Below are 24,403 nucleotides of genomic sequence, written 5' to 3'. Positions count from 1 at the left end.
GGCGGGAAGTGGGACTTATATATATGTCGTTTTATGTGTTAAATATATTAAACCCCTGACTAAATCGGTCAGGGGTTTTTGTGTTGGTATTAATTGGAGGGAGAATATGAATTTAGGAGTAATAGGAGTAAGCCATAACACTTCTCCTATAGAAGTTAGGGAAAAATTATCCTTTACAACATCGGAAAAAATAGAAGGGGCAAATTTGCTTTTAGATAAATCTATAGAAGAATTAATAATTATCTCTACATGTAATAGGAGTGAAATATATATAGTAAGTGAAAATATTGATATAGCAATAGAAGAAGTAAAAGGTTTTTATAAAGGCTTTTTCAATTTTCCAGAAGTAGAAGAATACTTATTTACAAAAAAGGGAAAAGATGTTATATCACATATATATACAGTGGCTGCAGGACTTGACTCTGTAGTATTGGGAGAAGATCAAATTCTATGCCAAATAAAAGAGGCTATGAATTTCTCCATAGAGCTGGGATTTAGTAAAAAAATTCTAAATAGACTGTTTATGTGTGCCTTAACTGAAGGGAAAAAAATAAGGACTCATATGAAGATATCAGAGATACCACTATCAACTAGTTATATTGGAATAAAACTATTAAAAGAAAAGATGGGCTCATTAAAAGGGAAAAGAGCATTAGTAATTGGAGCTGGAGAGATTTCTAAGCTTGCATTAAAATATTTATTAGAAGAGGATTTAGAAGAAATATATCATACCAATAGAACCCATGGAAAACTGAAGGAAATATTTGAAGAATATGAAAATCTAAGTCCTGTAGAGTACAAAAATAGATATGACATTTTAGAAAAAGTAGATATACTAATAACAGCAACTGGTGCACCTCATACTATTATCTTAAATGAGCATATGAAAGAAATAAAAAAACCATTATATATTATGGACTTAGCCATACCAAGAGATGTAGATGATAGCGTAAAGGAAAAGGGAAATATAAGCCTATATCATATTGATGATTTAAAAAAGGTTTCAAATGAAAATCTGTTGGAAAGAGAAAAATTATCAAAACAAGGACTTCTTATGATAGAAGAAGATGTAGATGCCTATATTGACTGGTTAAACACCATAAAGGTGGATCCGATTTTAAAGTCTCTAAATGAAAGATGCTTTTCTATAAAAAACAATACTTTAGAATACATAAACCGTAAAATTGATTTAGATCCTAGGGAAAAAAAGATAGTAGACAAAATGATTACATCTGCCCTAAAAAGTGTCATAAGAGAACCTATAAAAACTTTAAAAACCACTCAGATAAAAGATCCAGACCAGTATATGGAAATTGTAAAGGACTTATTCCAGATTTAGAGGTGATTTATGTTTTATCCTATAATGATAGATATAAAAGATAAAAAAATAGTAGTAATAGGCGGCGGAAAGATTGGCTATAGAAAGGCCAAAACACTATTAGAATTTGGCGGACAAGTTCTAGCTATAAGTCCCGAATTCATAGAAGAATTTTATGTATTAAAAACCCAGTATAAAAAAACTTTATTTCTTATAAAGGATTATTACAAAGTAGAATATATAAAAAATGCCCTGATGGTCATAGGAGCTACTTCTTCTAGAGAAATAAACAATCAAATCTCGATAGATACAAAGAGACTAAATATTTTATCCAATATAGTAGATAGACAAGAGGACTCAAGTTTTATATCTCAAGGTATTGCAAATAAAGATGGCTTAATAATTTCTATCTCAACTATGGGTAAATTTCCCTTTTTAAGTAAAAAAATAAAAAATGATTTAAGAAAAAATTACTCTAAATACAATGAGGAGTATCTAGAATTATTAGAAAAAACTAGGGAGATAGTACTATTAAAATATAAAGATAAAAAAGAAGAGATATTCAATTATGCAATAAATTTAAATATCCATGAACTTAAAGAATTTGTTAATAAATTAATAGATAAAGACATTTATAAGGAGGTCTATGATGAAAATAGTAGTAGGAACTAGAGGGAGCAATTTAGCATTGAGTCAAACAAATTTAGTGATTGATATGATAAAAAAAGCATACCCTCAATTAGAATTTGAAGTAAAGGTGATAAAGACGAAGGGAGATATACTAAAAGATAAACCTATATATGAATTAGGTGGAAAAGAAATATTTGTAAAGGAAATAGAAGCACAACTTTTAGATGGAAGTATAGACATGGCAGTTCACAGTATGAAGGATATGCCAGGAGAACTTCCACCAGGACTTAAACTATCATTTACCCCTAAAAGGGAAGATTATCGAGATGTAATTGTGTTTAAAAAGGGAATAAGCAGTTTAGATCAATTACCTAAAGGAGCTAAAATAGGTACAGGAAGTAAAAGAAGAAAATATCAAATCTTAAAACACAGACCAGATTTAAACATATTACAAATAAGAGGAAATGTGGAAACTAGAATTAAAAAAATAGAAACAGAAAATCTAGATGGAGTAATATTAGCAGCTGCTGGAATCAAAAGACTAGGATTAGACCTGGGAGATAGAATTTTCTATCTAGATAAGGAGATTATGCTTCCATCTCCAGCTCAAGGAATATTGGCCATTGAAGTTAGAGAGTCAGACAAGAAAATAGCAGATATACTTAAGAGTCTATCCCATAGGCAAACAGAAATCCAAGCAATAGTAGAAAGAGAATTTTTAAAAGGAGTAGGTGGAAGTTGTAAAATACCAGTAGGAGCCTATTGTGAAGTTTTAGAGGATAAAATTATATTAGAGGGCATATTGGGAAAAGAAGAAGAGGTAAGTTTAATAAAAAAATCCATATCAGTAGATATAAATTCCTATAGGGGTATTGGAGAAAAATTGGCAAAAGATATACTTGGGGAGATAGATAAAATATGAAAGGGATAGTTTATTTAATAGGTGCAGGACCAGGAGATCCAGAGTTAATAACATTAAAGGGTATGGAATGTTTAAAAAAAGCAGATACAATAGTCTATGATAGGCTTGCAAATCCAATATTATTAGAAGGAAAAAGGGAAAACTCTAAATTAATATATGTAGGCAAATCCTCAAAAAACCATACAAAAACTCAAGATGAAATAAATGAAATATTATTTCAAGAAGCTAAAGAAGGTAAAACTGTAGCAAGACTAAAAGGTGGAGACCCATATGTATTTGGTAGAGGAGGAGAAGAAGGTAAGTATCTCTATGAAAGAGACATTGATTTTGAAGTAGTGCCTGGTATAACATCTGCAATTGGTGGACTTGCATATGGAGGAATACCTATAACGCATAGAGGCATTGCTACATCTTTTCATGTGATTACAGGACATCTAAAAGATGAAGAGGAAGAACTAAATTGGAAAGCTCTGGCAGCTTTAAATGGAACCATGGTATTTCTAATGGGAGTTTCAAATTTGAAAAATATATCTGAAAATTTAATAGCAAATGGGAAAAAAGAAGATACTCCAGCTGCCATTATTAACTGGGGAACTCTTCCGAGACAAAAGGTGGTTCAGGGAACTTTAAAAGATATATATGAAATAGCTATAAATGAAGGGATAAAACCACCTAGCTTAATAGTAATAGGTGATGTAGTAGCCTTGAGAGACAGTCTAAACTTCTATGAAAATAAACCTCTATTGGGGAAAAATATAGTAATAACTAGGGGAACCACCCAGAGAACAGATATAATAAAAAAACTAAGAGGATTAGGAGCAAATGTCATATCTATTCCAACAATAGAAATAAAAAAAATAAGCCCAAATGACAAGTTAGATGAGTCAATTAAAAATCTAAATAAATACAATCACATTGTGTTTACCAGTATAAATGGAGTAAATATATTTTTTGAGAGACTCTTTGAATTAGGATATGATGCAAGACATCTATTTAATATAAAGATTAGCACAGTAGGTCCAAGTACATCAGATTCAGTAAGACAATATGGAATAAATCCAGATTTTATGCCAAGGACATATGTAGGTGAAGAATTAGTGGCAGAATTAAAACCTAGACTTAAAAAACAGGACAGGGTGTTAATCCCAAGGTCTAAAAATGGAAGGGCTTATTTAGTAGAAGAACTGTCTAAGATTTGTAGTATAGATGAAATACAAACTTATGAAACAGTTAAGTCAACACAAGACAATGGAGATATAATAGATAGTTTAAAAGAATTGGACTCCTATTATATATTATTTTCCAGTCCTACAACCTTTATAAATTTTAATAAAATATTAGGAGAAGACAAGGGAAATATTTTAGATAAATCAAAGATAATATCTATTGGACCAGTTACATCAAAGACTATAAGAGATAATGGCTATGAAATATATCTTCAACCAGATCATTACACCTTTGATGGAATACTAGAAATGCTACTTGGGGAGGAGATTAAAGATGAACAATATAAATAGAACTAGAAGACTTAGGAAAAATCCAACTATAAGAACTATGGTAAGAGAAACTAAATTATCAGTAGAGGACTTTGTATATCCCCTATTTGTAGTAGAAGGAGAAGGGATAAAAAAAGAAATTTCATCTATGAAAGGAATCTATCACTTTTCAATAGATAATTTATTAATAGAAGTTGAAGAACTTTTAGATTTAGGCATAAAATCAGTATTATTATTTGGAATACCTGATGATAAAGATGAAATAGGGACACAAGCCTATGCAATAGATGGAATTATTCAAAGGGCAGTAAAAGCTATAAAAAGTGAATTCCCACAAATGTATGTAATCACAGATCTATGTATGTGTGAATATACCTCTCATGGTCACTGTGGCATCTTAACAGAAGGTGGAGAAGTTCATAATGATCAAACTTTAGAATATTTAGGTAAAATTGCCATAAGCCAGGCATTAGCAGGAGCAGATATGATAGCTCCCTCTGATATGATGGATGGAAGAGTTAAATATATAAGAGAGGCATTAGACAATAAAGGATTTGAAAATATACCTATAATGTCTTATAGTGCTAAATATGCATCTTCTTTTTATGGACCATTTAGAGAAGCAGCAGAATCAGCACCAGCTTTTGGAGATAGAAAGTCTTATCAAATGGACCCTGGAAATACTGATGAAGCCCTAAGAGAGATTCAATACGATATAGAAGAAGGGGCAGATATTATAATAGTAAAACCAGCTCTATCTTATCTAGATATAATAAGAAGAGCTAAAGATAATTTTAATATACCAATAGCAGCATATAATGTAAGTGGAGAATACTCTATGCTAAAATTAGCAGTAGAAAACAATGTATTAAGTGAAGAAGCTATAATAGAGTCCCTACTTTCTATTAAAAGAGCAGGAGCAGATCTTTTGATATCTTATTTTGCAAAGGATATAGCAAAATCACTTAAGTAAACTTAAAAGGAGCAAATAATATGGAATTTAAAAAATCAAAAAACATATATGATGAAGGAGTAAACTATATTCCTGGAGGAGTAAACAGTCCTGTAAGAGCTTTTAAATCTGTAGATGGAGATCCTATATTTATAAAAAAAGGTCAGGGAAGCAAGATAGAAGATGAAGATGGAAATACCTATATTGACTATATATGTTCCTGGGGACCATCAATTTTAGGACATGGAAATGAAGATTTATTAAAGGGAATTCATGAGACTATAAACAATGGATTAAGTTTTGGTCTTCCTACTAAAATAGAAGTAGAAATGGCAAAACTCATGGTAGAAGCATATCCATCAATGGATATGGTAAGAATGGTCAACTCAGGTACAGAGGCAACTATGAGTGCAATAAGAGTAGCTAGAGGATATACAGGAAAAGATAAAATAATAAAGTTTGAAGGTTGTTACCACGGTCACAGTGATTCACTACTTGTAAAATCAGGATCTGGAACTATTACCTATGGAGTTCCAACAAGTCTTGGAGTTCCAGAAGAAATTATAAAAAATACAATAGTTTGTAGATATAATGATATAGAAGATGTAAGAAATACTTTTGAAGAATTTAAAGATGATATAGCAGGGGTTATAATAGAGCCTGTAGCAGGAAATATGGGACTAGTTCCAGGAGACAAAGAGTTTTTACAAGGATTAAGAGAAATAACTAAAGAGTACAATTCAGTACTTATATTCGATGAAGTCATAACTGGATTTAGAATAGCCTATGGAGGAGCTAGTGAAGTATATGATATTAAACCAGATATAGCTTGTTTTGGAAAAATTATAGGTGGAGGTCTTCCAGTAGGTGCTTATGGTGGAAAAAGAGAAATAATGGAAATGGTATCTCCGCTTGGTGGAGTATATCAAGCAGGTACACTATCAGGTAATCCTCTAGCTATGAATATAGGATATAAGGCCTTAAATATACTAAAGGATAATGAAGATATATACGAGGATTTAATAGATAAAGCTATTAGACTAGAAGAGGGTATTAAGTCTAATATTAAAGAACTAGGTCTAAACTTTACCATAGTTAGATTTAGAAATATGCTTACTCTATTCTTTGGACAAGGTCCATTTAAAAACTATGATGATATACAAAATGCTGATACAAAGCTATATGGAAAATACTTTAAAGCAATGTTAAACAAAGGAATAATGCTTCCACCAGCTCAATTTGAATGTATGTTTTTATCTACAGCCCATTCAGATGAAGATATAGAATATACTATTAAAGCAAATTATGAAGCTCTAAAGGCAATTTTATAAATCTAAATAGAGATCATCTATAAATGTAATATATTTGTAGATGGTCTTTTATTTATCTTAATTTGTTTCTGATATAGCTGGAATGGGAAACTATCAAAATAGTCATTTTTATGATATGATACTTCTGAAGTAGACAGTCTAATTAAAGTAATTCGTTGGGTTATTTAGAATTTATAAATGGAAAATTAATTGTTAATTCACTAAATAAATTTTAAAAAGAGGGAGAAATATGAGCAAAAGAATTCGAAGAATTATTTTTGGTGACTTATCATACATTGAAGAATATGAAGAATATTTTTCTGATATGTCTAAGAAAGGATTTCATTTAGAAGAAATAGGTAAATATTTTGCTTATTTTAAAGATGAAAATCCTAAAAACTTAAATTACAGAATTGATATGGCAAAAGAAGATGAAAAACAAAAGGTAATTGAAAAGCGTAAGGAAAATGGTTGGGAATTTGTTGCAGATATGAATTTATATTTAATTTTTTCCTCAGAAGAAGGATCTCATTTAAAAGAACTATATTTAACCCCAGAAAGTCAAAGACTTTCATTAATGGAAGTACAGGAAGAAAAAATAAAAAAAATTATAAGAACACTATATCTCAAGCGGTAGGTATTATATTTTTATTAGGATTCACATATTTTCGAATAAAATTGAACGATGGTTTGTATCTTTCTATGTCAGAAGGTACAGGCTTTTATAAATTTATCTTTTTCACACTTATTCCTTTTTACTTTATAGATAGTGAGAGAAGGAATTTAAAAAGAATAGAAGAAATATTAGAATCAGGTAGATTTTTAAGCCATCAAGGAGATTATTCTTGGCTTAAGACAAAGACAATTATTAAAAACATCCTATTTGCATTAGTATTATTAATTGTAATAGGAATTTTATATTATAAATCAACTCAAAATGAGAGTGTGGAACTTAACAAAATAGATGATTTACAAAGTTTACCTATGGTAACAGTTGAAAATATAGAAGATGGTAATTATGAGCATGAAAGAGATAGTGAGTATAGAACAGAGTATCATAAAGACTATGGAAATATATTATATAAAGATTGGAATATCCTAATACCAAAGGACTATGAATTAATAGAGACTGCAAGCTTATATGATGAAGAGGAAAATAAAAAGTCAGTTGCTCATTTAAATGTTAATTATTACTTGACTAGGTTTGACTTTATTGCAGAAGGATTAGAGAAAGATATTTTATCAAAAGAAAAAGATGAATATAATAGGGAACTTAAAAAAATCAAAAGAGAAAATATAAGTGCATATGGACTAGAAGAACAAAACATTATTCACTTATTATTTAGAAAGGATAAAGAGGTTTTATTTTTGAGATACGAAAATGGAAGAGCTTCCTTAGAACAAATACTAGACTCAGTTATAGAAAAAATAGAATCGGATAAATAGTAGCAGTTAATAAATTAGTAATGAACAATTAATCATTTAATAAAACATGATAACATAGAAAAACATTATAATAATATTGAGTCATAAAGCGAAAATATAATTTTAGTATAGTAGTATAAAAAAATAAGTAATATTTTATTAAAAAACTATTGATAGTTGTTAACAACTATCAATAGTTTTTTACTTTACGGAAATAAAGGTCCATGAAGTATAATCTCACCTATGCGGTCATTTGAAACAGGTCTTACAGTAACTTCTATATTAGGAATTGTACCACCAAAATCTAAGAAGGTGTTAGCTACCCAATTTTGATTATCGAAGGTAGGAATCAAGTACAAGGTACTTAATGGTACATCTGAGTCAGGGGTAGTTAATGTAGCAGTATAACTATCAAAAGGTCCAAAGGTATCTGGATCTGGTAAATTAATACCTAATATAGTTACACGTTGAATTGGTGGGGTAAATGTTGTTATTTCAAAAACAGAAGCTCCTGCAATAAATAGCTCTTCAGCAGGTCCCGTTGGTAGTAGTGCATTAACTTCTATGAAATCTTGATTCTCAATATTATTTTGTAATACATTTTTTTCCACTATATCTCCTCCTTTTGTTATACAATATATAATATGTTAATAGACAAGTATTGTGACATTATTTTAAAACATAGGATATTTTAAGATGAAATAAAATATTCATAATGATGAGTAACATATTTTATTTTCTAAAAGCTAAAAAACTATGGGTATACTAAGGAGCAGATCTAGAGAATATCTTAAATATTAATTTTATATATTTATATGTTATCAATTTAAAACCTAAAATTTAAAATAGTAAAGGAGATGAAATTAGATGCAAAGGATAAGGATAACATCCCAAACTGGCCATTTTGGGGAAGTATTAGGAGTAGATGATAGACTAACCCATGATACTCCACCACCAAGTACAGTAATAGGGATATTAAAGGTATTATTTGGAGATGAAATAGAAGATGAAACATTTGTATTTGGATATACCTTTAATAGCGCTACAAAGTATTTAGATGATATAACTATATACAAGCATACTAATGAAGGATATCAAAGAAAAACAAAAAAAAGCGTTGTAACTACGGATTGCAGAAGTATAGAAAACCATTATGAATGTGAACTAATAATATATACAGATTTAAAAAAGGAATTAAAAATGGAATATGCTTTATGTATGGGGAAGTCAGGTAATCCTGCAAGACTTAGACTACCCATAGAGAAAGTAGAATTAAAACAAGAAAATGGAAAAGGATACAATCAATATACTCCTATAAGTATTGGAACGGGAAAGATAAGACCAATAAATTTAGTTACAAGGTATAATCTAAGATATAATTCTTATGATGTACAGGTATCACCATTAAGATTGAATAAAGAATTTCTATATAACAAGAATTATGATAGAGATTTAGATCATAATGTAGTACTCTGGCAATACGATAAGGGAGGTGTAGAGTTTTATGATTAGAAAACAAATAAAGTTTAGAGTAAATGGGGATTCAGAGATAACATATAATTATCAGCATCAAGTATTAAAAAACATTTATAGCCTAATGAAGCTAGCAGATATTGAAAAGACAAAGATGATACATAATAAAGGCTATAAAGCAGAGAGTGGTCATGTTTTTAAATTGTTTAACTACACGTTATTGTTTGAAGATGCTGTATTTACAAAAACAGGAATTTTATGTAAAGATAAAACTAAAATTAAGTTAATTATAAGTGGTAAAAAGTCTATAGTAGAAAACATTTTAAGAGGCTTATTAGTAGAACCAAAGATAGTAATAGATGATATGGTATTTAAATTTGAAGGTGTAGAAGACGATAAAAAAATAAGTTTAAAAGAAGTAACATTATATAAAACTCTCTCAGCTGTTGTAACTAGTACAAAGACAGATGACGGAGATATAGAATACCTTACACCATATGACCCAAGATATTTTGAAAACTTAGTAAACAATTTAAAGAGAAAATATAAGCTCATATATAATAAAGAATATAAAGATGAGATATTTTTTGAAATAGATAATCTACTAGAAATGAGAGATAAATTTATTCAGATAAAAAAAGGTGGAGTTAAGGGACAAGAATATTCTATATGGATTCAAGCATCAAAAGATATGCAAAAGATAATTTATTATCTGGGGCTGGGTCAAAACAGTTCAATGGGTTGTGGGTGTCTTAGTTTTATAACTGGAGTGAGTGAAAATGAATAGAACTTATAATTTTCAAGTAGACAATGGTATTTTTGTAGCTGAATATTATTTAGAAAAGGAATATCAAGAAATAACAGAAGAAGATTTGAGAGATAATGTGGCATTACTAGCTGAGAAATTACAAGAATATAATGAAATAAGCAGTTTAAGTTTTTCATCGCATTTAAATACATCCTTAACTCAGGGTAAAACAAATGAAAGAAAAAAGAGAATAGAAAAACAACTAATTTTACTTCTTGACAGTATAGGAAATGATAAAAACTGTATGATATGTAATGGAAAAAGAGTTAATACTGAAGCAGACTTACCTTATTCGTCCTTGTTGTATGGATTAGCTTCGCATAATAAATTTATGAACAGAGGAAATAATTTAAGAACAGTAGATGTTTGTCCAATATGCCTGTTTTATTCGATGTTAAGCTTTTTAAATACTCAAAAGATAAGCTATCCTTTTGTATATATTTCAGATAGTGACGAATTTATGAGAGATATAACTAAAAGAGTACAAGAAGAAGAAGTTTCAAAAAACATTATGCTAGACATAAAGCAAGAAAAAATGGCACAAAACTTTATACCTATTATGTCAGAACTTATAGGTGCTAGGGCTAAAGGAGTATATGAAGATTTAACTTATATAAGTTTGATACAATATGCCAATGGAAAAACCAACTTTTTCAGAGATACAGAAATCTCTAAAAAAAGTCTTGATTTTATATTGCGAGTAAAGGATAAAGGGTTAATAAATGAATTTTACAACTTAGGATTATTTTATCACATTATGAGGGGAAATAACCTTGTAAGACAATTAGCAAAAACAGAAAAAGAATTTAGTATTGATTTATACAATATTATAAAGGAGGAAGTTATGAGTAAAGATGAAATAAAACTAATAGAAAGTTTAGCAGACAAATTGACAGAGCAGTACGGAGCAGAAGAGGTTCTAAAAGAATTTAAAATAGTTAAAAATCAACAAGGTTTTAGAGAATTATTGATAAAATATACAGCTGATATGGATTTAAAAATAAGTTTGATGCAAATTGACACAATAATACAAAGATATAGAGAATATGGTGACTATATAAGGCTTGCAATTCAAATGAAAGAACAAAAAGAAGATAAAGGAGGAAATAATAATGGAGAATAACAGATTTTTAGTTGGAAATATAATGAGGGAGGTAAGAAATGCAAGGCTTAATTGTAATAATGCAGATAATGAGATTTTTAAAAGTGGAATGAAAAACAAAACTTATGTAAAAAAAATAAGAAAAAATGGAAAGACATTCCCCTATGCATCTGCTCAGTGGCAAAAGAAAGCAATAAAAGAGTATGCAAAAAGTCTGGGGCATAATATAAGTGATGTAAAAGCTATTTCCACTACTGAAGCAGAAAGCGATGGACATCCTTTAAAAAACTATGAAGAAGATGTAATGGGCTTTATGATTGCAAAAAATGAATTAATATCAGCAGAAAGGTATAATGAATTAAGTAAAGAAGATAAGAAAGGTTGGAAAAAAGCTGGAAAAGAAGGGTATAAACAGAATGTAACCGTTAAGAGAAGGTCAAATCTTATGTTGTCAGCGATGCAAGCAGTAGGAAATACAATACTAGTAGATGAGTTTAGCACAAGAGAAACAGATTCTACACCAATTTTGTATTCAAAAGAGGTATATGCAGCAGATATGAGTTCATCTTTTATATTGGATATAAAACATATAGGTGTATTTGATAATAGCGACAATGTTTCGGCTTATAGGGATTATACTAACCTTGATGTTAAAAGTTTAGGTTTGGAAGTAGATGAAAATAACAAGATTAAACTAGACAAAGAAATAAAAAAGAAAAGAATAGTGGATACAATAAAAGGTTTACAATTATTACAAAGTAGAACAACAATGACAAATAATTTAGAGGATTTATCTGCTAAGTTTGTGATATTTGGTGAGTACTCTATTGGGAACTCAATATTTAATAATATATTTGAGGATAATAAGTTAAAATTAGACTATTTAAAGGAAGCAATAGAAGAAAATGAACCATATAGACAATCAAAAATTTATATCGGAGTAAGAAGTGAGTATTTCAAACAGGAAGTGTCAGAAGAAAACGAAGAGTATTTGAAAGAAATAATAGAAAGAGCATTTAGTGATGATAACAGATTTGTAATATCTTCAGTAGATGAAGTAATAGGGGAATATACAAGGGATTTAGAAGTTTAATATTAAAATTTAATTTAAGCAGAGTGCTATATAAATAAAATTTAAAAAAGTAATTAATTTTAATCAAAGTAATTTACTAAAGATCATGAAGAAAGAGGTTTACAATAATGTCAATACAAGAAAAATTAAAAACTTATAAAGCAAAGGAAGATAAAACTACAATTTATCAACACAATAAAGATCTAGAATACATATTAAATCAGTTGGAATTGTCAATTCCACTTAAAGAACAAATGCGAAAAATAATAACATATCACGATATAGGAAAAATAGTTTCAAGTTTTCAGGATGATATAACAAATAATCATAGAGAAATAAGACATGAAATGTTATCAGCAAGTGTAGAGTCTTTAACAGAAGAAGAGATGCTTGTAATATTAACTCATCATAAGCCTTTAAAAGAAATAATATCTAGATTTGATAGATATCCTGAAGAGTACCAAAGAGAACTTAAAGAAGTGGAAGAAAAACTAGGAATAAAAATGATAGACATTAGAGATAAATTAAAAAAGTATAGCAGAATAAGTACAGATAAAATATTAAAAACAAAAAACATAATAGAATTAAAAGGAATACTAAATTATTGTGATCACCTAGGAAGCTCCAATACAATAGAAATAGAAAAAGGAAAAGATATAAGAAAATCATTAGTATTTGACAAATATACTTCAGTACAAGAAGAAGCAAAAAATGAAGATGAAGATATATTGTTAATTGCTGCAACAGGAAGTGGTAAAACAGAAGCAAGTCTTTACTGGGCAAGTAATATAGATGAAAAAAACAATAAAAGAATCTTCTATGTATTACCTTATTGCGCTTCTATAACAGCAATGTATAATCGCTTAAAAGAAGAAAAAATAAGTGTAGGTATGTTACATGCAAAAGCGTCCTATAATCTATATAAACAGTTGAAAAATATTTATAAAACTAAAGAAGAATATCAAGCATACAGATATTTCACAAAGCATATAACAGTAACGACTACACACCAAATATTTAAAGCAGTATTTAATTGCAAGTTTAATGAAATGCTACTTTCAAGATTTGAAGGTTCAACATTTATAATAGATGAAATACATAGTTATAATGAAAAAGAAACAGCTTTAATAGTACAAACACTAAAGTACCTAAAAGAAAATTATAATATTAGAATATGTGTAATGAGTGCAAGCATACCATCGAAACTTAAAAATCTACTAATAGAAGAGTTAGAAATCACTAAACAATTAAGATTAAATGATAAAGAACTTAATGAGATAAAAAGACATAAAATAGAATATAGAGATAAAAATATAGAAGAAGATATACAGAAAATAAAAGAAGCATTAAAAAAGGGAAAAAGAATAATAGTATGTGTAAATACAGTAGCTAAATCCCTAGAAATGTATAGATTGTTATATAGTGCTGTAAAAGAGGATGAAGTTATACTTATAAACTCATACTTTAATGCACGAGACAGAGAGAAAATAGAAAAGAGATTGAAGGATTCAAAACTATTAATAGGTACACAAGCAATAGAAGTAAGTTTAAATATAGATTTTGATGAAATGTATACAGAGATTAGTGTGATAGATAGTCAAATCCAAAGGTGGGGAAGAATAAATAGAAAAAGGCCAGAAAATTTAATAGAAAGAAAGAATATATATATCTATAACACAGAAAGCAAGATATACAATGAAGTTTTAATAGAGAGAACAAAAGTATTGCTAAAAAGCTTAAAAAATATAGAAGAAAAAGATATACAAAGGTATTTAGACTCAGTATATACTGAGGAGTTAGAAGATTATAAGAAATATAAAAAGGAAATGCAAAAAATATTAAGAAACGTGCAGATGGGAAAATGGGAACCAGATAAGGATTATATTAATTTTACTGGAGCAAGTGTAATACCAAAATGTTTGGAGAAAGAATACAGGAAATTGCTAGAAGAAAAGAAATACTATGAAGCAAATAGCTTGATAGTGAATATCTCTTGTTGGCAATTTGATAAAGCTAAAAGAGAGGGTGTTATAGTTAGTGATAATTTTGGAAAAAGGGATACATATGTGATATTATATAAATACAATAGTAAGGAAGGATTATTACTAGGAGAAAAAGAAAGTTAATATATTTTGAATATCATTGTCTAACCTTAATAGTGCAAAAATTACTGGAGATAGACAAAGTATGCAAAATAGCCATATAGGAAGTAAAATTCACCAATTAACTATTAGATAATGATAAGAATTTTTGTTAAGAATGGAGGTAGACAGGAATGCTTCTACCAACCATGTATTTATCTAGGTTAGAAAGGCAAGGGTTTTAATCTAAGTAAAGTACTATATAAATATGGAAGAAACAGAAGAACTTGAAAAAGTATCTTTAGTTTTAATCTAAGTAAAGTACTATATAAATAAAATAAACTAAGTTGCTTATTTATTTCTTCCCCGAGTTTTAATCTAAGTAAAGTACTATATAAATGTGTTTTGTATGAATCGTATTAGATCTTCATTACTTTTGTTTTAATCTAAGTAAAGTACTATATAAATTAATCTCGACTAGGGGGAGCATTTGACATATTTTCAGTTTTAATCTAAGTAAAGTACTATATAAATCAGGAGCAATTACATTCTCTAAATTCAAACTTAGGTTTTAATCTAAGTAAAGTACTATATAAATGCGATTGAAGAAAAAGTTATACCTGCTATATTAAATCGTTTTAATCTAAGTAAAGTACTATATAAATTTGTACTCTTTGAGCTGCTGCTTTTACTTCTTTGAGGTTTTAATCTAAGTAAAGTACTATATAAATAAGGACCCACTTATAAGTTTGAGCAAGGTTCACAAAGTTTTAATCTAAGTAAAGTACTATATAAATCAGAAACAGATATAGGAAAGGGGGTATTAGTATGATGGTTTTAATCTAAGTAAAGTACTATATAAATGAGGGAATAGTAGTTCATAATACAGAAAATGATGCGTTTTAATCTAAGTAAAGTACTATATAAATACGATCTGCTAATTTTGGTTCACTTGTTATATGCTCGTTTTAATCTAAGTAAAGTACTATATAAATTTCTACATCTGTCTTTACATTTGCAGCTCTTGCAGCGTTTTAATCTAAGTAAAGTACTATATAAATATTCAGGTTGTGGTAAGTGCAACTCCACCTGAAAACGTTTTAATCTAAGTAAAGTACTATATAAATTTTATTGCTAATATAGCAAATACTACTACTGATACTAGTTTTAATCTAAGTAAAGTACTATATAAATATGTAGAAAATGTTGTACTAAGTGTCAATACAGGTTAGTTTTAATCTAAGTAAAGTACTATATAAATATGACGCTGATATTCTGAAAGGCTTTTTTAATTGGTGTTTTAATCTAAGTAAAGTACTATATAATGGAAGTTAGTAGTGGAAGATAATTATTAAATATAATTAATCGAGGGGTTATCAAATGAATAATAAAAGGTTAATATATCTCATACTTGATTATATTGTTACAATATTATTTGCTACAACATTAATATATATCTTAATATATGGAAATATAAAAATAAGCTTTTTACCTTTTTTATTGTTATTAATAAAGAAATTCGCTTTGATACCCTACTTTAAAGATGTATATAAAAAGCCTTATTTAACAATAACTCATAGTTTATTAATTGTTATAACTTTCAATATATACTTAGGATTAATTATAAGTGAATCGATTCAAATAAAACACAAATTTATAATATCCTTCATTGGAATATTAATATATACATTATATTTACTATATCAAATTAAATCAGATAATAAATAATATATATATTTAAAAATACTATATCTGAGACAAGGATGAAAAATTAAACATATTTATAAAAGCACAATTTTACTCTTTATCACTAACTTTGATATATTACTAATATTTATCCTTTTTCTTGACAGAGGACCAGCATCAATAGAATATAGGAATTTCAAATTATAAATTAGTTGAGGTTATAGAAAAATAAATATAAAAATATATAATTAGACTATAAATTTAATATTAAATATGATAGGGGATTTATATGTTTGAATATAGACATATGTCTTTTAAAACAAGGTTAATAGTAGCTTTTTTAAAATTCACTACTTTTTGCTTATTTGTTTTTTTACAAGAATTATCCTTTTGAAATTGCAGTATTTTTATTTTCACCATTATATATAATAATATCAATATTAGGATATAAAATTGAAAAATATTAAAAAAAAGATAAAGATAGTTCTAATGAGTGATATGATACTTCCAAAGTAACTTTAAACTATCTATTAAGAAAAAATATTAGATTTTATATGAATTATTTGATATAATTTATATAGTAAAATAAGCTGAAATTTAGAATAATTAAAGCTAATTTTTTATGATTAAGAACTAATAAATATAATCGAAAGGGTGAACTATTAATAAAAATGATCAAATAATCCATTATTATAAAGAAAACAAAATATATTAGAAAATAACATTTAACCTAATATATTTGTGTCTATTTTTATTATGAGTGGATAGTTTGTTTAAATAGTGCTTTTATGTACAAATTTATAGTTTATCTATAGATATGCTATCCTCTCTTTTTTAAAAGGAGGATTTTTTATGCTTAAAATTAATATGAAAAATATAAAAAAATATTATGGATCTAGACTAGTTTTAGATATGGAACAATTAAAGGTTTATAAAGGTGATAAAATAGGGATAGTAGGAGTAAATGGGGTAGGGAAAACCACATTATTAAAGATTGTTAATAGAGATATAGATTATGATAGTGGTGATCTATTTATAAATAAAGATACTACTATTAAATACATCTCACAATTAGAAGAACCAAGTAAAAAAACAATTAGTGGGAAATATGCCTCAATATTTCAAGTTGAAAACAAGTGGGATGTTAATATGAGTGGTGGAGAAAAAACTAGATTTAAACTGGCAGAAGGCTTTGAAAATCAAGGTTGTTTAATGCTTGTAGATGAACCTACAAGCAATTTAGATATTAATGGAATAGAATTAATAACAAATAACTTTAGGGAATATAGTGATACATTTTTGGTAGTATCCCATGATAGGAATTTTTTAGATACAGTATGTAATAAAATATTAGAAATTGAAAATGGAAAGGGTAAACTTTATAATGGTAATTATAGTAAGTATATAGAGCTAAAGGAAAAAGAGATAAGTAGGAAAGGATTTGAATATGAAGAATTCATTAAAGAAAAGAAGAGGCTTACTAATTTAAAAAGAAATATAGAAAACAAATCCTCAACAATAAATACTACACCTAGTAGAATGGGAAACTCAGAGGCTAGACTTCATAAAATGGGTGGGCAAAATTCTAAGAAAAATTTAGATAATTTTGCTAAATCTATAGAAACTAGAATAAATCATTTAGAAGAGAAAGAAAAACCTATAGAACAAGATATAATAAAGATAAAAATATTAGATTCCACTAAGCCACATAGTAAAATACTAGTATCGGGAAGAGATATTAATAAATCTTATGGAGAACATATAATATTTAAACATGCAAATTTCAGTATTTATAATGGGAAGAAGATAGCTTTAATAGGGGCAAATGGTAGTGGAAAAACTACACTTATCAATATGATATTAAATAGAGAAAGTATAAATACAAGTAAAAATGTTAGAATAGGCTACTTTAGCCAATCCATGGACATATTAGACGAAAGGAAAACTATACTAGAAAATGCAATGGAAAAAAGTATCCATGATGAAGGTTTTGCAAGACTTATTTTAGCTAGGTTACTAATAAAAGGTGATAAGATTTATGAAAAGTTAGAAGTTCTTAGTGGCGGAGAAAGAGTAAAGGTTTCTTTTGCTAAGATGATTTTAGAAGATATTAATTTTTTAATCTTAGATGAACCAACAAATTATTTAGATATAAATAGCTTAGAAGTTATAGAAAATCTTCTTATAAATTATGATGGAACTATTCTTTTAGTATCTCATGATAGAAGGTTTATAGAAAATATAGCTGAGGAATTACTAATAATAGAAAATAATAAGATAAGAAACTTCAAAGGAAACTATATAGAATATTTAAGGAATAAAAACAAACCAAAACTAAATATAAAAGAAAAAGAAATAGAAGAAAAAAAGATGATATTAGAAACCCAAATCTCATTATTATTAAGTAAAATTTCAACGGAAGAAAATGAAAGCGATAAAAAAGAATTAGATAAAAAATATAAAGAAAAATTACAAGAATTAAGAAGCTTAAAATAAGATATATAAATAAAATTATATAGCAGTTAGATTTTGTGTATCAAATTATTATGTAAAGAGGGTGATTTTTATAAAAAAATTGAGATTTCAAAGAAATACTTGGTATTTTGCTGGGGTATGTTTTATATTAGGATTTGTTATTAATCTTTCTGAGGGAAAGGTTCATTATGCTCAGTCTATATTGTCAATCATAGCAATCATAATGTCATTTATAAATGCATATATTGCTCATAAAAAAATTACTAAAAATAAAATTAAATAATACACAAACCTAGTATAAATAGCAACTTCCAATTTGGAGGTTGCTATTTATACTAGGTTACAATTTTACTATATTTTTAATTTGTGAAAGTTTGAGTCCAGTATATTTTGTCTCCAGAATAAATACCAATTCCTGTTTTATTAAAATCTGGATTTAATATATTTTCTCTGTGTCTAGGGGAGTTCATCCAAGCCTTTACTACTTTTTCTGGTGTTTTCTGTCCAACAGCAATATTTTCTCCAGCTATTCTATAGTCTATATTTCTATCCTTTAGCATATCAAAAAAGCTACCATAATTAGGAGATTTATGACTAAAATAATTGCTGTTATACATATCTTTTGACTTTAAATTAGCTATAGAATTTAAATCTTCGCAAAATACAAGATTGTGCACATTTACCTTTTGTCTTTCAGCGTTTATCAGATTTAATACTTGTAAAGCAAAGTCAATATTTACTTCTAGACTTTGTTTTATTCGTGAATTTTTATTTATTAGACGAAGGATTACACTTGAAGCCTCTGCTCTGGATAGACTTCTATTTCCTGAAAAGTTCCCGTCAGGGTATCCAGAAATTATTCCCTTTACATAAGTTGTTAAAACACTATTATATAAAGACTCCTCATCTATTTCATGAATATCTTTTATCATAGACTCATACTTGTAAATATCCTTTGGGATAGGTTCCTTTTTGTAGTCTAAAGTATTAGATATAATAGTAGCCATTTCATATCTTGTAATTGGTTTATCTAAATCAATTATATTTTCTTCATTGATTATTTTTAAATTTAAAGCTTTATCTATATATCCACTAGCCCAGTGCTTTTCAGTTTTAGCTAGATTAGGATATCCAATAGAGGAAACTAAAGTCTTAATAAATTCAGATTTTTTAATATGATTATTAGGTCTGAAACTTCCATCAGGATATCCAGATATACCTTTTAATTTTACAAGTACAGATAAATCATCCATGAACCAATCTTGAGAATTTGTATCTGTAAATAAATTATTTCCCTGGGCATAGACTGAATTACCTAATATTACTAAAGATAAGACAAATAAAAACAAACTAGTTTTTCTTTTCATTTAATCCTCCTACAATTTGCTTCATTTCACTTTATATGATATCACTATATAACATTTTATTCCATAAAAATAAAAATATAGGTAGAAGACTTCAAAAAAAGAATGAGAGATCCTATATTAATTGGAACAGAACTTGACCATACTCATAGACCTAAGATAGAATGTAAAACTTAAACATAAGTATGATTTTTGCTATGGTTGGAATTTATAGTATATAATATTATTTAGTGAAGGAAAAAAATTAGGAGGTTGAATATGAAAGCTATTGATTTATCCATGCCATTATATACAGGCATGGATGTTTTTCCAGGAGATCCAGAAGTAGAGATAAGTGTAGTACATACATACGAAAGTGATACATGGAAGTTGACACATTTGAGTATGGGTTCACATACGGGAACTCATGTTGATGCATATTCTCATATGCATGAAGGTAAAGAAACATTAGATGAGATACCTATTGAAAGGTTTTTTGGCAAGGCACAAGTCGTTGAACTATCTCAAGAATGGCCAAGAGAAACAGGATTATTTTTTACAGAAGAAATAGGGATAGGAGAGTTAAACAGAATAGTTGATTTGAATCCAGGGTTCGTAGGTGGAAACATAACAGAAGATTTAGAAAGGTCTTTATTAGGTAAAGAAATTATTACTTATACAGGATTAGTTAATTTAGAATTAATACCAAGAGGGAAGACATTTATGTTTTATGGATTACCATTGAAGATTAAGTCTGGTGATGGTTCTCCGGTTAGAGCCATTGCAATTATTGAAGATTAGTATATGTAGTAGAAAGAATGGTGTCGATTAATAAATCTTGTTGTCATATTTACACATATGTGTTATATTAAGGTGGTGTGATAATAATTTAATTATTAATTTTTTTCAGATTTTTTATTTGATACCAATTTACTAAATATTCAAAGAGAGATTAATAATATGAAATCGTTTTCTCGGTATAAAATAGAAGTTTTATCAATAAATTTATTAAATAGTACAATATTGGGTTTATACTCAATTTGTTATATTAAATTACTATATTTTAATTTTCAAAATATAATTTAAAGGGGGGATATGTATAATATAGTAATTAAAGTATAGAAATAAGTTTAAATTAGAAGGGAGAATTAAATCATTATGGATAAGAAAGCTAAGAAATCTGGGTTTGACAAGTTTATTAATGGTATTGAAAAAGTAGGAAACAAATTACCAAGTCCATTTTGATGTTACCCCCCAAATCCGGACACGGATTTAGGGGGTTTTATCATGTCTAAATATTCATTTAAGTTTAAGTTAGAAGTAGTGAAAGATTATTTAAGTGGAGAAACAGGTGGTTATGAATCTATAGCAAAAAAATACGCTATAACAAATTTTAGTCGAGTTAGGGATTGGGTTAAAAATTATGAAAGCTACGGAGAAGAAGGACTAAAAATAAAATCTACAAAAACTTTTTACTCTGGAGAATTTAAGCTACGTGTATTACAATATAGGCAATACCATAATTGCTCTTACAGAGAAGCTGCTAATCACTTTGGTATTAGCAATCAGGGTACGATTGCTAATTGGCAAAGGCAATACTTAGATGAAGGCTTCGAAGGGCTTAATAAGTCGATTGGGAGGCCTAGTACTATGTCTGAAAACAAGAAGAAAAAAGATGCTTTAAATCTCACCAAAAGCGATAAAGAAGAATTAATTAAATTAAGAGAAGAAAATGAATTTCTGAGAGCGAGCTTAGCATACGAAAAAAAGCTAAAAGCCTTAGTCCAAAAAAGAGAGCAAAAAACAAGGAAAAAACGAAAGTAATAATGGAATTAAGGCAGAAATTCCCTTCAATCAAATTGAGAATCTGGCTTAAGATAGCTAACTTGCCCAAAAGTTCATTCTATGAATGGGTAGAAAAACTAGAAACAGTTAACAAAGAAGAGTTAAAATTGATAAATATTATTAGAAATATATTTGAAGAATCAAATGAAACTTATGGATACAGAAGAATTACCATTGCTCTAAAACAAAAGGACTTAAAGATAAACCATAAAAGAGTATATAGAATCATGAAAGAGAATGATATGAAGTGCATAAAATTTTCCAGAAGATCTAGAGGTTATAGTTCTTTTAAAGGTGAAGTTGGAAAGATAGCAGAGAATAAATTAAATAGGCAATTCCAAGTAACAGTTCCTAATAAAGTATGGGTTACAGATGTAACTGAATTCAAAATCCAAGGCAGTAATCAAAAACTGTATCTATCACCTATTATGGATCTTTTTAACAACGAAATAATTTCATTTAATCTATCTACAGCTCCTACAGTAAAATTTACAACGGATGCCTTAGATAATGCTCTTAAAAAGCTTCCTAAGAAGCATCAATTAACAATTCACTCTGACCAAGGCTTTCATTATCAGCATGCTCAATGGGTGAAAAGATTAAAAAAGAGAAATATTGAACAAAGTATGTCTAGAAGAGGAAATTGTATAGATAACTCTCCAATGGAAAATTTCTTTGGGATATTGAAACAAGAAATGTACTATGGAGAAAAATTTACATCCATTAAGAAGTTAGAGAAAAAGATTACAGAATATATTAACTGGTATAATAACAAAAGAATAAAGAAGAAATTAAACGGCCTGTCACCTATTGAGTATAGGCAACAAGCCGCATAATTAAATATTATCCGAAAGTCCGGATTAAAGGGTTCACATCAATTTATGTTGTTTGTTTATTTAACTGTTCTTGTAATGGTGTTATCTTTTGTATTATCAAAAGCAGGAGTTTCTGTAACATATATGGCAGCTGCTAGAGATGGTAGTGGCTTGGAAGAAGTAACTGTTGGTGTAGTAAACTTACTAAGTAAAGCAGAACTACAATATACTTTATCAAATTTTGTAAAAACATTTGTGAGTTTTCCACCTTTAGGATTAGTTCTTGTTATGATGATGGGTATAGGATTTGTGGAGCACACTGGATTTATTAATGCAATTATGAGAAAAACTTTATTAGGAGCACCATCCATACTTGTTACTTTATTATTATCTTTTGTCGGAGTAAATGCAAATATTGCATCAGATGCAGGTATGATATTTACAGCATCAATAGGTGCTGCATTATTTAAAGCACTGGGAAGGAATCCCTTTATTGGTATTGTTATAGGTTTTGCAGCAGGTTCAGGTGGATTTACTGCAAATCTATTTGTAGCTGGTACAGATGCTTTATTATCAGGTATTAGTGATTCAGCTTCAGCAGGTTTAGGACTAGATGTTACAATACATCCTTTAATGAACTACTTTTTTATGGCTGCAGCTACATTTGTAGTTACTTTAGTTGTTACATTAATTACAGAAAAATATACAATACCTAGAATTGATTATAGGACAAGCTTATCAGATGATACTAATCTAGAGCAACAAAAATTAACTGAAGCAGAACAAAGAGGAATTAGAAATGCAGGAATCACATTTGTTATTTTTGTTGCAATAATTTTAGCAGGATCTATTCCTAAGACTGGTTTATTAAGGGCAGAAAATGGAGATATACTACCAAAATCACCTTTAATTTCAGGGATTGTACCACTTTTATTTTTCATGTTTTTAAGTGTAGGTATTGCCTATGGAAAAACAGTGGGGGATATTAAATCAGAAAAGGATTTAAGTAGAATCATGAAAAAGTCACTAGGAGGGGCTTTAACATTTTTAGTAGTTACATTACCTTCGGCTCAGTTTATAAATCAATTCTCAAGAAGTAATTTAACTACTATAATTGCTGTAAATGGTTCACAGTTACTTGAAAAGATTAATATGGGTACTATACCATTATTATTATCATTTATACTTATTGTAACTCTTACTAATTTATTTATGACTAGTGGTTCATCAAAGTGGTTAATATTAGCACCAATCTTTATTCCTATGTTATCATTCTTAGGATTATCGCCGGCAATAGCACAAGTAGCTTATAGAATAGGTGATTCATCTACAAATATTATATCACCTGTCTCATCTTCTCTAGCTGTTGTCATTGGTATAATGGAACAATATAAGAGAGAAGAAGATGGAAATATTGGTATAGGTACAGTAATCTCATTGACATTACCTTATGCCATAGGTATATTAGTTGCAATGTCAATTATGCTTATTGCTTGGGTATTACTTGACTGGCCATTAGGACCTGGGGCTACTATTTTCCTATAAATTTTAATTTGAAAATGTAAAATATATTATTTTAATTAGGATTAATTTCTAGTCTTTTGACTAGAAATTAATCTTTTTAAAAAACAAGATACATTTTAGTAAATT

The 24,403-nt window shown here is 28.2% G+C and carries 21 protein-coding genes and 1 CRISPR repeat array; of the genes, 19 read left to right on the top strand and 2 right to left on the bottom strand.

What is annotated here, in order from left to right; translation table 11 throughout:
* Positions 1–106 precede the first annotated feature (106 nt).
* The 8 genes from hemA (at position 107) to AC4PG3_RS08565 (ending at position 8,074) form a co-directional block, all read left to right on the top strand.
* The gene (hemA, locus tag AC4PG3_RS08600) at positions 107–1,339 is read left to right on the top strand and encodes a glutamyl-tRNA reductase (protein WP_492196249.1); all 1,233 of its coding nucleotides are present in this window, start codon (positions 107–109) and stop codon (positions 1,337–1,339) included.
* A 9-nt stretch (positions 1,340–1,348) separates the two neighbouring features.
* Positions 1,349–1,990, top strand: a complete 642-nt coding sequence (locus AC4PG3_RS08595) for a precorrin-2 dehydrogenase/sirohydrochlorin ferrochelatase family protein (RefSeq protein WP_492196248.1) — start codon at positions 1,349–1,351, stop codon at positions 1,988–1,990.
* Positions 1,968–2,870 carry a hydroxymethylbilane synthase gene (gene hemC / locus AC4PG3_RS08590; protein WP_492196247.1) on the top strand — a complete coding sequence of 301 codons (903 nt, stop codon included), beginning with the start codon at positions 1,968–1,970 and terminating at the stop codon, positions 2,868–2,870. Before AC4PG3_RS08595 ends, hemC begins: the two co-directional genes overlap by 23 nt.
* On the top strand, positions 2,867–4,387 hold the full coding sequence (gene cobA / locus AC4PG3_RS08585) for a uroporphyrinogen-III C-methyltransferase (protein WP_492196246.1): 1,521 nt from the start codon (positions 2,867–2,869) through the stop codon (positions 4,385–4,387). Before hemC ends, cobA begins: the two co-directional genes overlap by 4 nt.
* On the top strand, positions 4,371–5,339 hold the full coding sequence (gene hemB / locus AC4PG3_RS08580) for a porphobilinogen synthase (protein ID WP_492196245.1): 969 nt from the start codon (positions 4,371–4,373) through the stop codon (positions 5,337–5,339). Before cobA ends, hemB begins: the two co-directional genes overlap by 17 nt.
* A 20-nt stretch (positions 5,340–5,359) precedes the next feature.
* On the top strand, positions 5,360–6,649 hold the full coding sequence (gene hemL / locus AC4PG3_RS08575) for a glutamate-1-semialdehyde 2,1-aminomutase (RefSeq protein ID WP_492196244.1): 1,290 nt from the start codon (positions 5,360–5,362) through the stop codon (positions 6,647–6,649).
* Between the two features lie 229 nt (positions 6,650–6,878).
* Positions 6,879–7,265, top strand: coding sequence for a DUF2812 domain-containing protein (locus tag AC4PG3_RS08570; protein ID WP_492196243.1), 387 nt, complete (start codon positions 6,879–6,881; stop codon positions 7,263–7,265).
* 65 nt (positions 7,266–7,330) lie between these two features.
* Positions 7,331–8,074 (top strand): hypothetical protein, encoded by a 744-nt coding sequence (locus AC4PG3_RS08565; protein ID WP_492196242.1) that lies wholly within the window; start codon positions 7,331–7,333, stop codon positions 8,072–8,074.
* Positions 8,075–8,259: 185 nt separating this feature from the next.
* Here the strand turns inward: AC4PG3_RS08565 and AC4PG3_RS08560 are convergent, their stop codons facing one another.
* Complete coding sequence (locus tag AC4PG3_RS08560) at positions 8,260–8,664, bottom strand: YoqH family protein (protein WP_492196241.1); 405 nt, start codon at positions 8,662–8,664, stop codon at positions 8,260–8,262.
* 256 nt (positions 8,665–8,920) lie between these two features.
* Here AC4PG3_RS08560 and cas5 point away from each other — a divergent pair, with 256 nt between their 5' ends.
* The 7 genes from cas5 (at position 8,921) to abc-f (ending at position 18,771) form a co-directional block, all read left to right on the top strand.
* Entirely contained in the window at positions 8,921–9,565 is a 645-nt protein-coding gene (gene cas5, locus AC4PG3_RS08555) for a CRISPR-associated protein Cas5 (RefSeq protein WP_492196240.1), read from the top strand.
* Positions 9,558–10,313, top strand: a complete 756-nt coding sequence (gene cas6, locus AC4PG3_RS08550; protein WP_492196239.1) for a CRISPR-associated endoribonuclease Cas6 — start codon at positions 9,558–9,560, stop codon at positions 10,311–10,313. The genes cas5 and cas6 overlap by 8 nt, the downstream gene beginning before the upstream one ends.
* Positions 10,306–11,457, top strand: coding sequence for a hypothetical protein (locus AC4PG3_RS08545; protein ID WP_492196238.1), 1,152 nt, complete (start codon positions 10,306–10,308; stop codon positions 11,455–11,457). The genes cas6 and AC4PG3_RS08545 overlap by 8 nt, the downstream gene beginning before the upstream one ends.
* Positions 11,447–12,529 carry a DevR family CRISPR-associated autoregulator gene (locus tag AC4PG3_RS08540; RefSeq protein ID WP_492196237.1) on the top strand — a complete coding sequence of 361 codons (1,083 nt, stop codon included), beginning with the start codon at positions 11,447–11,449 and terminating at the stop codon, positions 12,527–12,529. The genes AC4PG3_RS08545 and AC4PG3_RS08540 overlap by 11 nt, the downstream gene beginning before the upstream one ends.
* Before the next feature lie 107 nt (positions 12,530–12,636).
* Positions 12,637–14,634: a CRISPR-associated helicase Cas3' gene (gene cas3 / locus AC4PG3_RS08535; RefSeq protein ID WP_492196236.1), complete on the top strand. Its 1,998-nt coding sequence runs from the start codon at positions 12,637–12,639 to the stop codon at positions 14,632–14,634.
* Between the two features lie 193 nt (positions 14,635–14,827).
* Positions 14,828–15,916: a CRISPR direct-repeat array (repeat unit 30 nt; unit sequence GTTTTAATCTAAGTAAAGTACTATATAAAT).
* 53 nt (positions 15,917–15,969) lie between these two features.
* The gene (locus AC4PG3_RS08530) at positions 15,970–16,317 is read left to right on the top strand and encodes a hypothetical protein (RefSeq protein ID WP_492196235.1); all 348 of its coding nucleotides are present in this window, start codon (positions 15,970–15,972) and stop codon (positions 16,315–16,317) included.
* A gap of 810 nt (positions 16,318–17,127) precedes the next feature.
* Positions 17,128–18,771 (top strand): ribosomal protection-like ABC-F family protein, encoded by a 1,644-nt coding sequence (abc-f, locus tag AC4PG3_RS08525; RefSeq protein ID WP_492196234.1) that lies wholly within the window; start codon positions 17,128–17,130, stop codon positions 18,769–18,771.
* A gap of 338 nt (positions 18,772–19,109) precedes the next feature.
* Here abc-f and AC4PG3_RS08520 read toward each other — a convergent pair whose 3' ends face one another.
* Positions 19,110–20,117: a CAP and S-layer homology domain-containing protein gene (locus AC4PG3_RS08520; RefSeq protein ID WP_492196233.1), complete on the bottom strand. Its 1,008-nt coding sequence runs from the start codon at positions 20,115–20,117 to the stop codon at positions 19,110–19,112.
* A 255-nt stretch (positions 20,118–20,372) separates the two neighbouring features.
* Between AC4PG3_RS08520 and AC4PG3_RS08515 the strand changes: the two genes are divergently transcribed.
* From AC4PG3_RS08515 to AC4PG3_RS08500, 4 genes are all read left to right on the top strand, one after another.
* Complete coding sequence (locus AC4PG3_RS08515) at positions 20,373–20,894, top strand: cyclase family protein (RefSeq protein ID WP_492196232.1); 522 nt, start codon at positions 20,373–20,375, stop codon at positions 20,892–20,894.
* Between the two features lie 486 nt (positions 20,895–21,380).
* Positions 21,381–21,917, top strand: a complete 537-nt coding sequence (locus tag AC4PG3_RS08510; RefSeq protein WP_492196023.1) for a helix-turn-helix domain-containing protein — start codon at positions 21,381–21,383, stop codon at positions 21,915–21,917.
* A complete protein-coding gene (locus AC4PG3_RS08505) occupies positions 21,830–22,774 on the top strand; it encodes an IS3 family transposase (RefSeq protein WP_492198188.1) in 945 nt (314 codons plus the stop codon). The genes AC4PG3_RS08510 and AC4PG3_RS08505 overlap by 88 nt, the downstream gene beginning before the upstream one ends.
* A gap of 6 nt (positions 22,775–22,780) precedes the next feature.
* On the top strand, positions 22,781–24,298 hold the full coding sequence (locus AC4PG3_RS08500) for an AbgT family transporter (protein WP_492198218.1): 1,518 nt from the start codon (positions 22,781–22,783) through the stop codon (positions 24,296–24,298).
* The last annotated feature ends 105 nt before the right edge of the window (positions 24,299–24,403 follow it).

The organism is Tissierella sp. QWL-11 (genome assembly GCF_058683765.1).
This window is presented reverse-complemented; position numbering and strand designations above follow the sequence as displayed.

Coding starts and splice junctions, on each gene's coding strand:
- hemA (WP_492196249.1), top strand. CDS start 107: ATGAATTTAGGAGTAATAGGAGTAAGCCATAACACTTCTCCTATAGAA.
- AC4PG3_RS08595 (WP_492196248.1), top strand. CDS start 1,349: ATGTTTTATCCTATAATGATAGATATAAAAGATAAAAAAATAGTAGTA.
- hemC (WP_492196247.1), top strand. CDS start 1,968: ATGAAAATAGTAGTAGGAACTAGAGGGAGCAATTTAGCATTGAGTCAA.
- cobA (WP_492196246.1), top strand. CDS start 2,867: ATGAAAGGGATAGTTTATTTAATAGGTGCAGGACCAGGAGATCCAGAG.
- hemB (WP_492196245.1), top strand. CDS start 4,371: ATGAACAATATAAATAGAACTAGAAGACTTAGGAAAAATCCAACTATA.
- hemL (WP_492196244.1), top strand. CDS start 5,360: ATGGAATTTAAAAAATCAAAAAACATATATGATGAAGGAGTAAACTAT.
- AC4PG3_RS08570 (WP_492196243.1), top strand. CDS start 6,879: ATGAGCAAAAGAATTCGAAGAATTATTTTTGGTGACTTATCATACATT.
- AC4PG3_RS08565 (WP_492196242.1), top strand. CDS start 7,331: ATGTCAGAAGGTACAGGCTTTTATAAATTTATCTTTTTCACACTTATT.
- cas5 (WP_492196240.1), top strand. CDS start 8,921: ATGCAAAGGATAAGGATAACATCCCAAACTGGCCATTTTGGGGAAGTA.
- cas6 (WP_492196239.1), top strand. CDS start 9,558: ATGATTAGAAAACAAATAAAGTTTAGAGTAAATGGGGATTCAGAGATA.
- AC4PG3_RS08545 (WP_492196238.1), top strand. CDS start 10,306: ATGAATAGAACTTATAATTTTCAAGTAGACAATGGTATTTTTGTAGCT.
- AC4PG3_RS08540 (WP_492196237.1), top strand. CDS start 11,447: ATGGAGAATAACAGATTTTTAGTTGGAAATATAATGAGGGAGGTAAGA.
- cas3 (WP_492196236.1), top strand. CDS start 12,637: ATGTCAATACAAGAAAAATTAAAAACTTATAAAGCAAAGGAAGATAAA.
- AC4PG3_RS08530 (WP_492196235.1), top strand. CDS start 15,970: ATGAATAATAAAAGGTTAATATATCTCATACTTGATTATATTGTTACA.
- abc-f (WP_492196234.1), top strand. CDS start 17,128: ATGCTTAAAATTAATATGAAAAATATAAAAAAATATTATGGATCTAGA.
- AC4PG3_RS08520 (WP_492196233.1), bottom strand. CDS start 20,117: ATGAAAAGAAAAACTAGTTTGTTTTTATTTGTCTTATCTTTAGTAATA.
- AC4PG3_RS08515 (WP_492196232.1), top strand. CDS start 20,373: ATGAAAGCTATTGATTTATCCATGCCATTATATACAGGCATGGATGTT.
- AC4PG3_RS08510 (WP_492196023.1), top strand. CDS start 21,381: ATGTCTAAATATTCATTTAAGTTTAAGTTAGAAGTAGTGAAAGATTAT.